The sequence below is a fragment of the Pseudomonas sp. KCJK9058 genome, assembly GCF_046230975.1.
Taxonomy (GTDB): Bacteria; Pseudomonadota; Gammaproteobacteria; order Pseudomonadales; family Pseudomonadaceae; genus Aquipseudomonas; species Aquipseudomonas alloputida.
Window position 1 is genome coordinate 1 of record NZ_JBJJLR010000083.1, and the last position, 12,498, is coordinate 12,498.

At 64.9% G+C, this 12,498-nt stretch carries 12 protein-coding genes; 9 read left to right on the forward strand and 3 right to left on the reverse strand.

Annotated elements, in window-relative coordinates:
* Positions 1-176: 176 nt before the first annotated feature.
* The gene (gene mrdA / locus ACK59Z_RS25170) at positions 177-2,072 is read left to right on the forward strand and encodes a penicillin-binding protein 2 (RefSeq protein WP_409293922.1); all 1,896 of its coding nucleotides are present in this window, start codon (positions 177-179) and stop codon (positions 2,070-2,072) included.
* Positions 2,073-2,114: 42 nt separating this feature from the next.
* On the opposite strand, the gene ACK59Z_RS25175 is transcribed toward mrdA, so the two are convergent.
* Complete coding sequence (locus tag ACK59Z_RS25175) at positions 2,115-2,741, reverse strand: glutathione S-transferase family protein (RefSeq protein ID WP_409293924.1); 627 nt, start codon at positions 2,739-2,741, stop codon at positions 2,115-2,117.
* A gap of 281 nt (positions 2,742-3,022) precedes the next feature.
* Between ACK59Z_RS25175 and ACK59Z_RS25180 the strand changes: the two genes are divergently transcribed.
* A complete protein-coding gene (locus tag ACK59Z_RS25180) occupies positions 3,023-3,340 on the forward strand; it encodes a DUF2388 domain-containing protein (protein ID WP_004576019.1) in 318 nt (105 codons plus the stop codon).
* Between the two features lie 60 nt (positions 3,341-3,400).
* Here ACK59Z_RS25180 and glcC read toward each other — a convergent pair whose 3' ends face one another.
* On the reverse strand, positions 3,401-4,165 hold the full coding sequence (gene glcC, locus ACK59Z_RS25185; RefSeq protein ID WP_049586553.1) for a transcriptional regulator GlcC: 765 nt from the start codon (positions 4,163-4,165) through the stop codon (positions 3,401-3,403).
* A 194-nt stretch (positions 4,166-4,359) separates the two neighbouring features.
* On the opposite strand from glcC, the gene glcD reads away from it, so the two are divergent.
* From glcD to ACK59Z_RS25215, 6 genes are all read left to right on the forward strand, one after another.
* Positions 4,360-5,859 carry a glycolate oxidase subunit GlcD gene (gene glcD, locus ACK59Z_RS25190; protein ID WP_003256158.1) on the forward strand — a complete coding sequence of 500 codons (1,500 nt, stop codon included), beginning with the start codon at positions 4,360-4,362 and terminating at the stop codon, positions 5,857-5,859.
* Positions 5,859-6,911 carry a glycolate oxidase subunit GlcE gene (glcE, locus tag ACK59Z_RS25195; protein WP_409293927.1) on the forward strand — a complete coding sequence of 351 codons (1,053 nt, stop codon included), beginning with the start codon at positions 5,859-5,861 and terminating at the stop codon, positions 6,909-6,911. Before glcD ends, glcE begins: the two co-directional genes overlap by 1 nt.
* A 9-nt stretch (positions 6,912-6,920) precedes the next feature.
* Positions 6,921-8,156, forward strand: a complete 1,236-nt coding sequence (glcF, locus tag ACK59Z_RS25200; RefSeq protein ID WP_185279509.1) for a glycolate oxidase subunit GlcF — start codon at positions 6,921-6,923, stop codon at positions 8,154-8,156.
* Positions 8,149-8,547: a heme-binding protein gene (locus tag ACK59Z_RS25205; RefSeq protein WP_003256164.1), complete on the forward strand. Its 399-nt coding sequence runs from the start codon at positions 8,149-8,151 to the stop codon at positions 8,545-8,547. The genes glcF and ACK59Z_RS25205 overlap by 8 nt, the downstream gene beginning before the upstream one ends.
* Before the next feature lie 139 nt (positions 8,548-8,686).
* The gene (locus ACK59Z_RS25210) at positions 8,687-9,025 is read left to right on the forward strand and encodes a hypothetical protein (protein ID WP_004576022.1); all 339 of its coding nucleotides are present in this window, start codon (positions 8,687-8,689) and stop codon (positions 9,023-9,025) included.
* A 91-nt stretch (positions 9,026-9,116) separates the two neighbouring features.
* Complete coding sequence (locus tag ACK59Z_RS25215) at positions 9,117-10,550, forward strand: PLP-dependent aminotransferase family protein (RefSeq protein WP_108190619.1); 1,434 nt, start codon at positions 9,117-9,119, stop codon at positions 10,548-10,550.
* Here the strand turns inward: ACK59Z_RS25215 and ACK59Z_RS25220 are convergent.
* Positions 10,543-11,739: a CynX/NimT family MFS transporter gene (locus tag ACK59Z_RS25220; RefSeq protein WP_409293930.1), complete on the reverse strand. Its 1,197-nt coding sequence runs from the start codon at positions 11,737-11,739 to the stop codon at positions 10,543-10,545. The two genes, ACK59Z_RS25215 and ACK59Z_RS25220, sit on opposite strands and share 8 nt — an antisense overlap.
* 200 nt (positions 11,740-11,939) lie before the next feature.
* Between ACK59Z_RS25220 and ACK59Z_RS25225 the strand changes: the two genes are divergently transcribed.
* On the forward strand, positions 11,940-12,377 hold the full coding sequence (locus ACK59Z_RS25225) for a carboxymuconolactone decarboxylase family protein (RefSeq protein WP_108190617.1): 438 nt from the start codon (positions 11,940-11,942) through the stop codon (positions 12,375-12,377).
* Positions 12,378-12,498: the final 121 nt, after the last annotated feature.

Below are 12,498 nucleotides of genomic sequence, written 5' to 3' on the forward strand. Positions count from 1 at the left end.
ACCATGACTACGCAATGAACAAATCTTCATGTTCCCCCTCAGCGCCCTGATCATGGGGCGCACAGCCGATGCCAGCCAGCCAGCAGCCGGGACTCGCCTTGAGGGTGCGGTGCGGGTTGCGTAGCATCCGCGACCCGATCGCGCGCGTATTGCCACCCCTCAGGATCGATTCACAGATGCCGCAACCCATCCCGTTAAAGGACCACGAAAAGGAAAAACACCTGGTCAACCGTCGGCTTCTGGCCTGCGCTGCCATGGTGTTCAGCCTGTGTGCTGTCCTGGTGGGCCGGCTCTATGTGCTGCAAGTGCTGCAGCATGACCAACAAACGGCCGTGTCGGAAAACAACCGCGTGCACGTGCTGCCCATCGCCCCCGAACGCGGGCTGATCTATGACCGCAACGGCGTGGTACTGGCCGACAACAAGCCCAGCTTCGACCTGACCATGACCCGCGAGCGATCAGGCGGCGACTCGGCCAAGGTGCTCGACACCCTGACGCAGGTGCTGGGCCTGACCGAAGACGACCGTAAGCAGTTCGACAAGGACCTGCGCCGTGGCCGCAAACCGTTCGAGCCCGTAACCCTTATGGTGGGCCTGAGCGAGGAGCAGATCGCCCTGGTAGCGGTGAACCAGTTCCGCCTGCCGGGCCTGGAGGTGGAGCCGCAGTTCATCCGCGAGTACCCACTGGCCGGGCATTTCGCGCATTCAGTGGGCTATGTGGGGCGCATCAACGAGAAAGAAGCCAAGACGCTCGACAGCACGGAGTACCGCGGCACCCAATCGATTGGCAAGACCGGCATCGAGCGCTTCTACGAAAGCCAGCTGCATGGCCACGTGGGCTACGAAGAGGTCGAGACCAACGCTCAGGGGCGGGTGATGCGCGTGCTCAACCACAAGGACCCGACCCCTGGGCAGGATATAGTCCTCACCCTGGACGCCCATTTGCAGATAGCCGCAGAAAAAGCGCTGGGTGACCGCCGTGGCTCGGTGGTGGTATTGGACCCGGCCAATGGTGACGTACTGGCGATGGTCAGCAACCCCAGCTTCGACCCCAACCTGTTCGTCAAGGGCATCAGCTTCAAGCAGTATGCCGCGCTGCGCGACTCCATCGACCGCCCACTGTTCAACCGCGTCCTGCGCGGCCTGTATGCGCCTGGCTCGACCGTGAAGCCTGAAGTGGCCATCGCCGGCCTCGACAGCGGGGTGATCACCCCTGGCAGCCGGGTGTTCGACCCGGGCTACTACGAACTGCCCAACTATGACCACAAGTACCGCAACTGGAACCGCAGCGGCGACGGCTGGGTGGACATGTACACCGCCATCATGCGCTCCAACGACACCTACTTCTACGACCTGGCGCACAAGCTGGGCATCGACCGCCTGCACGACTACATGGCCGAGTTCGGCCTGGGCCAGAAGGTGTCGCTGGACATGTTCGAGGAAGCCTCCGGGCTGATGCCCTCGGCCGAGTGGAAGCGCGCCACACGACGCCAGGCCTGGTTCCCGGGCGAGACGCTGATCCTTGGCATTGGCCAGGGTTACATGCAGGTCACCCCCCTGCAGCTGGCCCAGGCCACCAGCCTGCTGGCAAGCAAGGGCGTGTGGCACCGCCCGCACCTGGCCATGACCGTGGGTGGCGATACGCCGATCGACCCAAACCCCATGCCCGACATCGTGCTGCACGACAAGCATGCCTGGGACCAGGTCAGCCAGGGCATGCAGATGGTCATGCACGACCCGCGCGGCATTGCCCGCGCCGCGGCCGCTGGTGCCCAGTACCGAATTGCCGGCAAAAGCGGTACCGCGCAGGTGGTGGCGATCAAGCAGGGTGAGCGTTACAACCGCAACAAGACCCTCGAGCGCCACCGCGACAACGCCCTGTTTGTCGGCTTTGCTCCGGCTGAGCACCCCAGTGTGGTGGTGGCGGTAATGATCGAGAACGGTGAGGCTGGAGGCCGGGTCGCAGGGCCGGTGGTGCGGGAGGTGATGGATGCTTATCTGCTGGATGAGCAAGGGCACCTGAAGCCGGAGTATGCGGGCGGCGCACCCGCTCGGGGTGTGCCACACACATGATTTGGCGTGGCCGCTGTGGAGGCGGCTTTAGCCGCGAATGAGTCAGGATGCCGTGCGCGGCATCAGCTCATACGGGTGTTTCCACCCCGGCAGCGCCTGGATCCGGGCTTTCCAGGCCTCGATGTGCGTGAACGTTGCCAACGGGATACCGGTGTCTTCTGGCATGAACACATACCCCGCCAACGACAGGTCGGCAATGGTCAACCGGCCACCGACCATGAATGGCGTCTTCGCCAGGTGAGCATCGACAATACGGTAAGCCGCCGTGGCACGCTCGCGCAGGAACCGCGTCACATCGGTTTCGCCAGTGTTCTTCAGGCAGAACAGAAAGCGCAGCGCAGCGTAATAGCTGGTGAACTTATGGTTGTCGAACAGCATCCAGCGCCAGATCTCACGCTTTTCATCTTCATCACGGGGCCCGAACTGGCCGGTCTGTTCGGCAAGGTATTCCAGAATCAGCGCAGACTGGGTGAAGCGCTTGCCAGCATGCTCCATCACCGGCACCTCGCCCTGCTCGTTCACCTCATCGCGCCAGGTTTGCTCACGCGTCTGGCCATGGAAGAAGTCGACGAACACCGGCTGCCAGTTCTGGCCGGTGAGTTCAAGCATGAGCGCAGCCTTGTAGGCGTTACCGGATTCGGCGAAGCAGTGCAGCTTGTAGTCGGACATGGGCGAACCTTCAGTTTCCTTTGAATGATCGGCAGGGCCCTCTGCGGATTTGCCCGCGAAGCACCATCCCCCCAAGCAAATCACGCGCGTCCCGACGCGGTCAATCCATGACACGCTCCGTCGCCAGCTTGCAAACCGCCAGTTCAGCCACATCGTCAGCGGCAGGTGCACCTTATCCACGACACCCTCCAGCCAGGATAAGGGAACTACCCCAACGCCTCCGCCGTCTTAGACACTGAGTGGTTTATTTCCCTGTGCTTCACGTTACTGGAGAACACGACATGCGCCACCTACTCCTCGCCCCTGCGCTGCTGCTCCTGATGCCTGCCGGTGCTGCCCTGGCCCGTGTCGATGCGGGCGACGTCGCCACCTCGGCCGGTATTTCCGCTTCGCTGTATTCGACCTTCAAGGACGACAAACGGATCATCCCGGCCCGTGACGAACTTTCAGCGTTCGTCGCCAGCGGCGGTGCCATCCGCGGCGCCTATGTGGAGTCGGCGCTTGAACAGGTCCGCAAGGACCATCCTGGGTTGCAGGCCAACGATGAAGAACTGGCCCGGGCCATCTTGTCGCAAGATGACCCTGTGGCTGATCATTGAGTAAACCTGTACCGGCCCTTTCGCGGCGGTTCGACGCGAGAGGGCCGGCACAGGGCCGCTTCACCCCCAGCCATCCATACGCATGGTCGCCCTGACCAGGCGCTGCTCTTCCTGCTCGATCTCCCGCAAACTGTCGCGTATGCCGTTGATATGCTCACGCGCCGCCCGCTGCGCCTGCTCGGGCAGTTGCTCCATGACTGCGCGGTACAACCGCGCATGCTGCCGATCAATCTGGCGTTTCTGCGCTGGCCGGCAGTACAAGTTGTTGACCGACGCAAACACCGTGCTCAACGTCAGGTCACTGAGTGATTGCAGGGTATGCACCAGCACCGGGTTATGCGACGCCTCACTGATCGCCCGGTGAAAGGCATGGTCACGGCGGGCATGCTCACGGGCATCGAGCGCCTGCGCAGCCTCGTGCGCAGCCAGCATTTCTTCGTAGCGCCGGCGGATCAGCAGGCGGTCGACGTCGGTAGCCCGCAACGCCGCCAGCCGCGCCGACTCAGCCTCCAGCAACGCCCTGACCTCCAGCAGGTCGAACAGCGTGCGCGGTTGCGAACTGAACAGGTGCATCAAAGGCGTAGCACCCGCCTGCCCGGTGAGATCGGCGACAAACGAACCACGCCCCTGTTCGGTGTCGATGATGCCGCGTCCACGCAGAACGCGCAGGCCCTCGCGCAAGGCCGAACGTGAACAGCCAAGTTTTTCCACCAGCCGCCGCTCCGATGGCAGCGCCTGGCCCACCTTGAGCACGCCTTCGACGATAAGCCGCTCGACCCGTTCGGCCACCTGGTCGGCGACCTTGGCCTTGCCTTCAGTACCCACTGCGCCCCCCCCTGCTGGTAGGACCACTTTGACTTACAGCGCCAATCTAGCCAGACAGAACCGTGAATAAACAGTACTGCCCGAAGAAACTGGTAGGACCAGTCAACATCTCACTCGACCCCAAACGCTAGCACGCGCACGCTGCATCGGTGACCGCTTCGCCAACAACAACAAAAACCGTTGCGAGTGAGCCAATGAATATCCTGTACGACGAACGCGTCGATGGCGCGCTGCCCAACGTGGACCTGGCCGCCCTGTTGCAGGCGCTGCGCGATGCCCTGCCGGATCTTGAAATCCTGCACCGCGATGAAGACCTCAAACCGTACGAATGCGACGGCCTGTCGGCCTACCGCACCGTGCCACTGCTGGTGGCGCTGCCCGAGCGCCTGGAGCAGGTGCAGACGCTGTTGAAGCTTTGCCACCAGCGCGGCGTACCGGTGGTTGCGCGTGGCGCCGGTACCGGCCTGTCTGGTGGTGCCCTGCCGCTGGCCAAGGGCATCCTGCTGGTGATGGCGCGCTTCAACCGTATCCTCGAGGTCAACCCGCAGGGACGTTACGCCCGCGTTCAACCGGGCGTACGCAACCTGGCCATCTCCCAGGCCGCCGCACCCCATGGTATGTACTACGCACCCGACCCTTCCTCGCAAATTGCCTGCTCAATCGGTGGCAATGTCGCCGAAAACGCCGGTGGCGTGCACTGCCTCAAGTACGGCCTGACCGTACACAATGTGCTCAAGGTGGACATCCTTACGGTCGAGGGCGAACGCCTGAGCCTGGGCAGCGATGCCTTGGACAGCCCCGGCTTCGACCTGCTGGCATTGTTCACCGGCTCCGAAGGCATGCTCGGTATCGTCACCGAAGTCACCGTCAAGCTGCTGCCCAAGCCCCAGGTGGCGCGGGTGATATTGGCCAGTTTCGACAGCGTCGAGGACGCCGGCCGGGCAGTCGCCGACATCATCGCTGCCGGCATCATTCCCGGCGGCCTGGAGATGATGGACAACCTGGCGATCCGCGCCGCTGAAGACTTCATCCATGCCGGCTACCCGGTGGACGCGGCGGCGATCCTGCTGTGCGAACTGGATGGCGTGGAAGCCGATGTTCACGACGACTGCGCGCGCGTCGCCGCCGTGCTGACGCAAGCCGGGGCCCGCGAGGTACGCCTGGCCTGCGACGAAGCCGAGCGCGTTCGCTTCTGGGCCGGGCGCAAGAACGCCTTCCCGGCCGTGGGGCGCATCTCCCCGGACTACTACTGCATGGACGGCACCATCCCGCGCCGCGAGTTACCACGGGTGCTCAAGGGCATCAGCGACCTGTCCGCAGAGTACGGCCTGCGGGTGGCCAACGTGTTCCATGCCGGCGACGGCAACATGCACCCTTTGATCCTGTTCGATGCCAACCTGCCCGGCGAGCTGGCGCGTGCCGAAGCGATCGGCGGCAAGATTCTGGAACTGTGTGTGAAGGTGGGCGGCAGCATCACCGGTGAACACGGCGTGGGGCGCGAGAAGATCAACCAGATGTGCGCACAGTTCAACAGCGACGAAATTACCCTGTTCCACGCGGTGAAGGCCGCCTTCGACCCCCAGGGCCTGCTCAACCCCGGCAAGAACATTCCCACCCTGCACCGCTGCGCCGAATTCGGCGCCCTGCACGTGCACCAAGGGCAACTGCCCTTCCCCGAGCTGGAGCGCTTCTGATGAGCATGGAGCGCGACATGAGCCAGACGCTGTTGGAGCAGGTCAACCAGGCGCTGAACGAAGGTACGCCGCTGCGTATCCAGGGCAGCAACAGCAAAGCGATGCTCGGCAACCCGGTGGCCGGCGAAGTACTCGACACCCGCAACCACCGCGGCATTGTCAGCTACGACCCCACCGAGCTGGTACTCACGGCCCGCGCCGGTACCCCCCTGCGCGAGATCGAGGCAGCCCTGCACGAGGCCGACCAGATGCTGCCCTGCGAACCACCCCACCTGGGCCCAGAGGCCACCTTGGGCGGCATGGTCGCGGCCGGGTTGTCTGGCCCGCGACGGCCGTGGGCCGGGTCGGTGCGCGACTTCGTACTGGGTACACGGGTAATCACCGGCCACGGCAAGCTGCTGCGCTTTGGTGGCGAGGTGATGAAGAACGTCGCCGGCTACGATGTGTCACGCCTGATGGCGGGCAGCTTCGGATGCCTGGGGCTGCTGACCGAGGTTTCGCTGAAAGTGCTGCCACGGCCGCGCCTGTGCCTGAGCCTGCGCCTGCCGATGGGCCGCAATGAAGCGCTGGCCGAGCTGGCCGAATGGGGTCAGCAACCGCTGCCAATCAGCGCCGCCTGCCATGACGGCGAAACGCTGTACCTGCGCCTGGAAGGCGGCGAAGGGTCGGTGCAATCGGCACGCCAGCGGCTGGGGGGCGACACGCTTGATAACCGCTTCTGGAGCGACCTGCGCGAACAGCGCCTGGCGTTCTTTGCCGACGCCGCCCCCCTGTGGCGCCTGTCCGTACCCACCGTTACCGGCGAGCTGGACCTGCCCGGCCAGCAGCTGATCGACTGGGGGGGTGCCCAGCGCTGGCTCAAGACCTGCGCGCCGGCGCAGGCCATTCGCGATCAGGTGGCCAGGGTGGGCGGCCACGCCACCTGCTACGCCCCCGGTGCAGCCAGCAGCCCGCCGCTGCCGGTTGCACTGATGCGCTATCACCGCGCCCTCAAGCAGCAGCTCGATCCCCAGGGGGTGTTCAACCCTGGTCGCCTGTACCCGGACCTGTGAGGCCAGCCCATGCAAACCAACCTTAGCGAAACATCGCGCCGCCTGGCCCGCGCCGACGAAGCCGAGCGCATCCTGCGCACCTGCGTACATTGCGGTTTCTGCACCGCCACCTGCCCCACTTACCAGTTGCTGGGCGACGAACTGGACGGCCCGCGCGGGCGCATCTACCTGATCAAGCAGATGCTCGAAGGCGAGCCGGTCACCGCCAGCACCCAATTGCACCTGGACCGCTGCCTGACCTGCCGCAACTGCGAAACCACCTGCCCATCGGGGGTGAAGTACCACGACCTGCTGGACATCGGCCGCGCAGTGGTCGAGCAGCAGGTGCCACGCCCACTCGGCCAGCGCCTGTTGCGCCTGGGCCTGCGTGCTGTGGTGCCGCGCCCGGCACTGTTCAAGGCCCTGACCCGCAGCGGCCAGGCGCTGCGCCCGCTGCTACCGGCCTCACTCAAACGCAAGTTGCCGGCGCAGGTAACCACACCCGGCCAGCGTCCGGCAGTGCGCCATGCGCGCCGGGTACTGATGCTGGAAGGTTGCGTGCAGCCGGCCTTGTCACCCAATACCAATGCCGCGGCTGCGCGGCTGCTCGACCGCCTGGGCATCAGTGTGCAACCCATCCTGCAGGCCGGATGCTGTGGCGCGGTGGACTATCACCTGAATGCTCAGGAGCAAGGCCTGCAGCGGGCACGGCGCAATATCGACGCCTGGTGGCCCGCCATCGAAGCGGGTGCCGAGGCGATCGTGCAGACCGCCAGCGGCTGCGGTGCGTTTGTCCGCGACTATGGCCACCTGCTGGAGAAAGACCCCCATTACGCTGCCAAGGCGGCACGGGTCAGTGCACTTTCCCGCGATCTGGTGGAAGTCCTGCGCGATGAGCCGATCGAACAATTGGCCCTGTGCACCGAACAGCGCCTGGCCTTCCACTGCCCATGCACCCTGCAGCACGCACTGAAGCTGGGCGGCGCGGTAGAGGCGCTGCTGACACGGCTTGGCTTTACCCTGACCTCGGTGCCCGATGGCCACCTGTGCTGCGGCTCGGCAGGCACCTATTCGCTGACCCAACCTGAACTGTCACTGCAACTTCGCGACAATCGTCTGAACGCGCTGGAAAGCGGTAAACCGCACGTCATTGCCACGGCCAACATAGGCTGCCAGGCCCACCTCGATGGGGCTGGACGCACACCCGTGCGCCACTGGATCGAAATCGTCGAAGCCGCCTTGAACCCGGAGCCCGCCCATGCTTAGCAAGTTCGTTATCGGCCAGACCGAAATCGCCCGCGTACTGACCGCCGCCCGCCAGGAAGCCCAGGCCCGCCAATGGAGCGTGACCATCGTCGTGGTCGACGACGGCGGCCACCCACTGGCCCTGGAACGCCTGGACGGCTGCGCACCGGCCAGTGCCTACATCGCGATGGAAAAGGCCCGCACCGCCGCACTGGGGCGCAAAGAGACGCGGGATTATGAAGACATGGTCAATGGCGGCCGCACGGCCTTCGTGACCGCCCCCCTGCTGACCAGCCTTGAAGGTGGCGTGCCGCTGCGGGTGGAAGGCCAGGTGGTGGGCGCCATTGGTGTATCCGGCGTCAAATCCGAACAGGATGCCCAGGTGGCCAAGGCGGGGGCTGCTGCCTTGTAGACCCTGGGGTTCGACCACCGCCCAGCATCTTAAGACGTTTCCTACGCCGCCCTCAGAAGCGCCCTACTTGCTGCCTCTGCCCACAGAAAACATGATCGGCACTGGAGGACGCAAGGTCGCGATCCAGAGGAGGCTCCGCATGCACCCGTACGCCCGCCCCATCGCCGAACTGCGCAGCAGCCTGCGCGAAATGCTGGCCCATGACATGACCAACCCCGACAATGACCCGCACTTGTCGGGGGTCATGTTCTTCTGCGCCACCGATGAACATTCCCGGCAATTGATCGAACGCATCGAGTTGCTGGCCAGCGAGGTGTTCTTCGACGCGAACGGGCGGGCCATTTCAGAGCATATGAAAGCTTCGGCGGTTGAAGGCGTGCGCATCAAGCGCAACCGCAACGCGCCGGAGGATGAAACCGTGATACGCATTGCCCTGGCAGAAAAAGGCTATATCACCGTCAGCACCGCCCGGCTCTGAGCGGTTGGCTCGGCCTCTTCGTCGCCTGTGACAAGCACCTGAGTCGCAGCCGATCCGCTATCCTGAGCAATCCTCCGCTCCGGACCCGCCCATGGAACTGCACATTCGCCTGGAGGGCCGCAAAGGCCTGGCCGATCAGCTTTACCAGCAACTGCGCGACGGTATCGACAGCGGCCACCTGGCCGCCGGTACCCAACTGCCGCCCACCCGTCTGCTGGCTGAACAACTGGGCGTATCCCGCAAGACAGTGGCCGAGGCCTATTCGCGGCTGACCTACGATAACCTGCTCAGCGGCGTGGTCGGCCGTGGCACGTTCGTCACCCCACGCCATCCGCTGCGCAGTAACGAATCAGCCACCATACCCCTGGCCGGCGCCGCCTCCCTCGAGCGCTGGCAGCAGCGCGCCACCGTGCTCAGCCAACGCCAGGTGCAGGCGCCATCGCGCTATGACTTCGTCGGTGGTGCTTCGAGCAAGGCACAGTTCCCCTTCGACCAGTGGCGCAGTTGCCTGAACTACGCACTGCGCCGCAGCCAGCGCCACCCCGAGCGACAATTCCCGGCCCAGGGCTTGCCGGAACTGCGCGAAGCCATTGCCCACCACATCGCCTACTCACGCGGGGTGCACTGCAGCGCAGCCGACCTGCTGGTGTGCAACGGCGCCCAGCAGGCGCTGGACCTGATCGCCCGGGTGCTGGTCGAACCGGGCTGCCAGGTGGCCATGGAAGATCCTGGCTACCCGCCGGCACGGCAATTGTTCCTGGCCCTGGGGGCACGCCTGCAATCGGTGCCGGTGGACGATGAGGGCCTGTGCGTGGAACAGATCGCCGATGGCACCCGGCTGATCTACGTCACACCCTCGCACCAGTTCCCGCTAGGCATGCCGATGAGCGAGCCACGCCGGCATGCCCTGCTTGCGCGGGCCGCCGAGCTGGGTGCACTGATCATCGAAGACGACTACGACTGTGAGTTCCGCTACCACGGGCCAGCCTCGGACGCGCTGCAGCGTCTGGACCGGCATGGGCTGGTCGCCTATGTCGGGACCTTCTCCAAGACTTTGCTGCCCGAGCTGCGCCTGGGCTATGCCGTATTACCACCTGCCGTACTGCAGGCCGCTTGCGTGGCCAAGCACCTTAGCGATTGGCACAGCCCGACCCTGCTGCAGTGGGCGCTGGCGCGCTTCCTTGGCGAAGGCCACCTGAACAAGCACATCCGCCGCTGCCACGAGGTCTACAGTGCACGCCGCGAGCGCATCCTGGCGCGCCTTGGCAGCGATCTGGCACCGTGGTTCAGCGCCATCCCTGCCAGCGCAGGCTTCCACCTCAGTGCCTTGGCTAAACCCGCAGTGGATGTGGAACTGTTGGCCAACCTCGCGCGCAAGGTAGAGGTCGGCCTGTATTCACTGGCACCCTTCTTCAGCGAGGCGCCGGTCCGCCCGGGGCTATTGATGGGCTTCGGCGCCATCGAACTGCTGGATATCGACCCGGCGCTGGACCGGGTACGCGATACCCTGCAACGCCTCAGTTGACCGGTGCGGCCTTGCCGGTTGCGGCCGGCCGGGCGATAGCCGCCGTATAGCCGCACGGGTTGAAGCACGCGGTCACCAGCAGCATTGCCATCACGGTCACGGTCAACAGCGTCCACGAAGCCTGGAAGTCGCCACTGACATCCCGCAGCCAACCCGTGATATACGGCACGATGCCGGTGATGATAAAGCCGATACCCTGTACAAACGCCGCCAGGCTGCCGGCCTCGGCAGGCGTTTTCAGGTGTTCCAGCGTCAACGTCAGGCACTGGCTGAAGCAGGCACCCAAGCCAAAGCCGATCATGGCGACCCAAAGCCCGGAAGCCGCCGCAGGTGCCAGCAAAAGCCCCAGGAAACCCGCCAGCTGGATCGCCAGCGCCAGCCACAAACCCGGGCGCCTGTCGGCCCAACGTCGCAGCAGCAGCGGCAGGCCAAGCGCACCGAGCACCTGAAAGACGGTCATCAGGCCCACCAGGTCGGCACCGCCCTGAGCGGTGCCGCCGTGCTCGATGTGGTAAGCCGGCAACCAGGCCACCATGCTGGTGTAGCCGCCGTTGATCAGGCCGAAGTACAGGGCCAGCAACCACGCCCGGCGGGTGCCGAACCAGTGCCCGCCTGCGGCCCCGGACAGCTTTGGCGCCTCCTGCCTTGGCCGCAGCACGGCCCAGGCCAGCACCGCCAGCACGGCCGGGATCGCCCAAACGCCCAGGCCCGCCTGCCAGTAACCGAAATGGCCGCTGATGTGTGGACCGAGTACTGCAGCCAAGCCGCCGCCGCTCATCAGCGCCGCCGAGTACAGCCCCATCGCCCCGGCCAGACGGCCAGGGAACCAGCGGTTGACCAGCCCCGGCATCATGCCCTGCACCACCGCCACGCCCAGGCCGGCGACCAGCGCACTGGCGATCAGCGCCCAGGCACTGTCCAGTTGCAGGCGCCACAGGCAGGCCAAGGCAATGGCGGTCAGGCCCCCAAGCATGCCGCCGTGCTCGCTGACCCAGCGTCGCAGCCACGGTTGCAACAGGGGCACCAGGCCCATGCACAGCACCGGTAGCGCCGTCAGCAAGGCAGCCTGCTGGTAACCCAGGCCGGTGCTGGCGCGCATAGGTTCGAGTAACGGGCCGATACTGGTCAGGATCGGCCGCAGGTTCAACGCCAGCAGGATCACCAGCAACAGGTTCAGTACAGCGCTCATTGTGAGTCGGTTCTCTTTTAGCAGGAACTGGTCATTATCCCGGCTCGGCTGGCTTGGCAGAAATGAAGAGATTGGATGCAGGTCAGTGGCCACCTGAATGGACGATTGGCCTCCCGCTTATGCGCAAAATTGGCTATCGGGGTGGCCAATGAGCGGCGCTACAGTAGCGCCATATCCACCCCACACGCCTGGAGACTGACATGCACAACCGTATCGAATGGGCCAAACACGCGCCGCAAGCCTACAAAGCCATGGTCGGCCTGGAGCAGGCGCTGGCTAACAGCGGCCTTGAAAACTCGCTGCTGGAGCTGATACGCCTGCGCGCTTCGCAGATCAACGGCTGCGCCTACTGCGTCAACCTGCATGCCAACGATGCGCGCAAGGCCGGTGAGTCCGAAGCACGCCTGCAGACCTTGTGCGTGTGGCAGGAAACCAGCTACTTCACGCCGCGTGAACGTGCTGCGCTGGCCTGGGTCGAGAGCCTGACCCGCTTGCCAGAACAGGGTGCGCCGCAGGGCCAATATGAAGCCCTGCAGGAACACTTCGAGCCGGCCGAGGTGGCCAACCTGACCTTGGCGATTGCCACCATCAATGCCTGGAACCGGTTCGGCGTCGGCTTTGCCATGGTGCCGGCCTGATCCTTTCGGGCGGCCTGTGCAGGCCTATTCGCGGGCAAGCCCGCTCCTACAATTCTGCGCCCTGTAGGAGCGGGTTTACCCGCGAAGACCGGCAGAGCCGGTGCCATCCACCGCGTTGGTT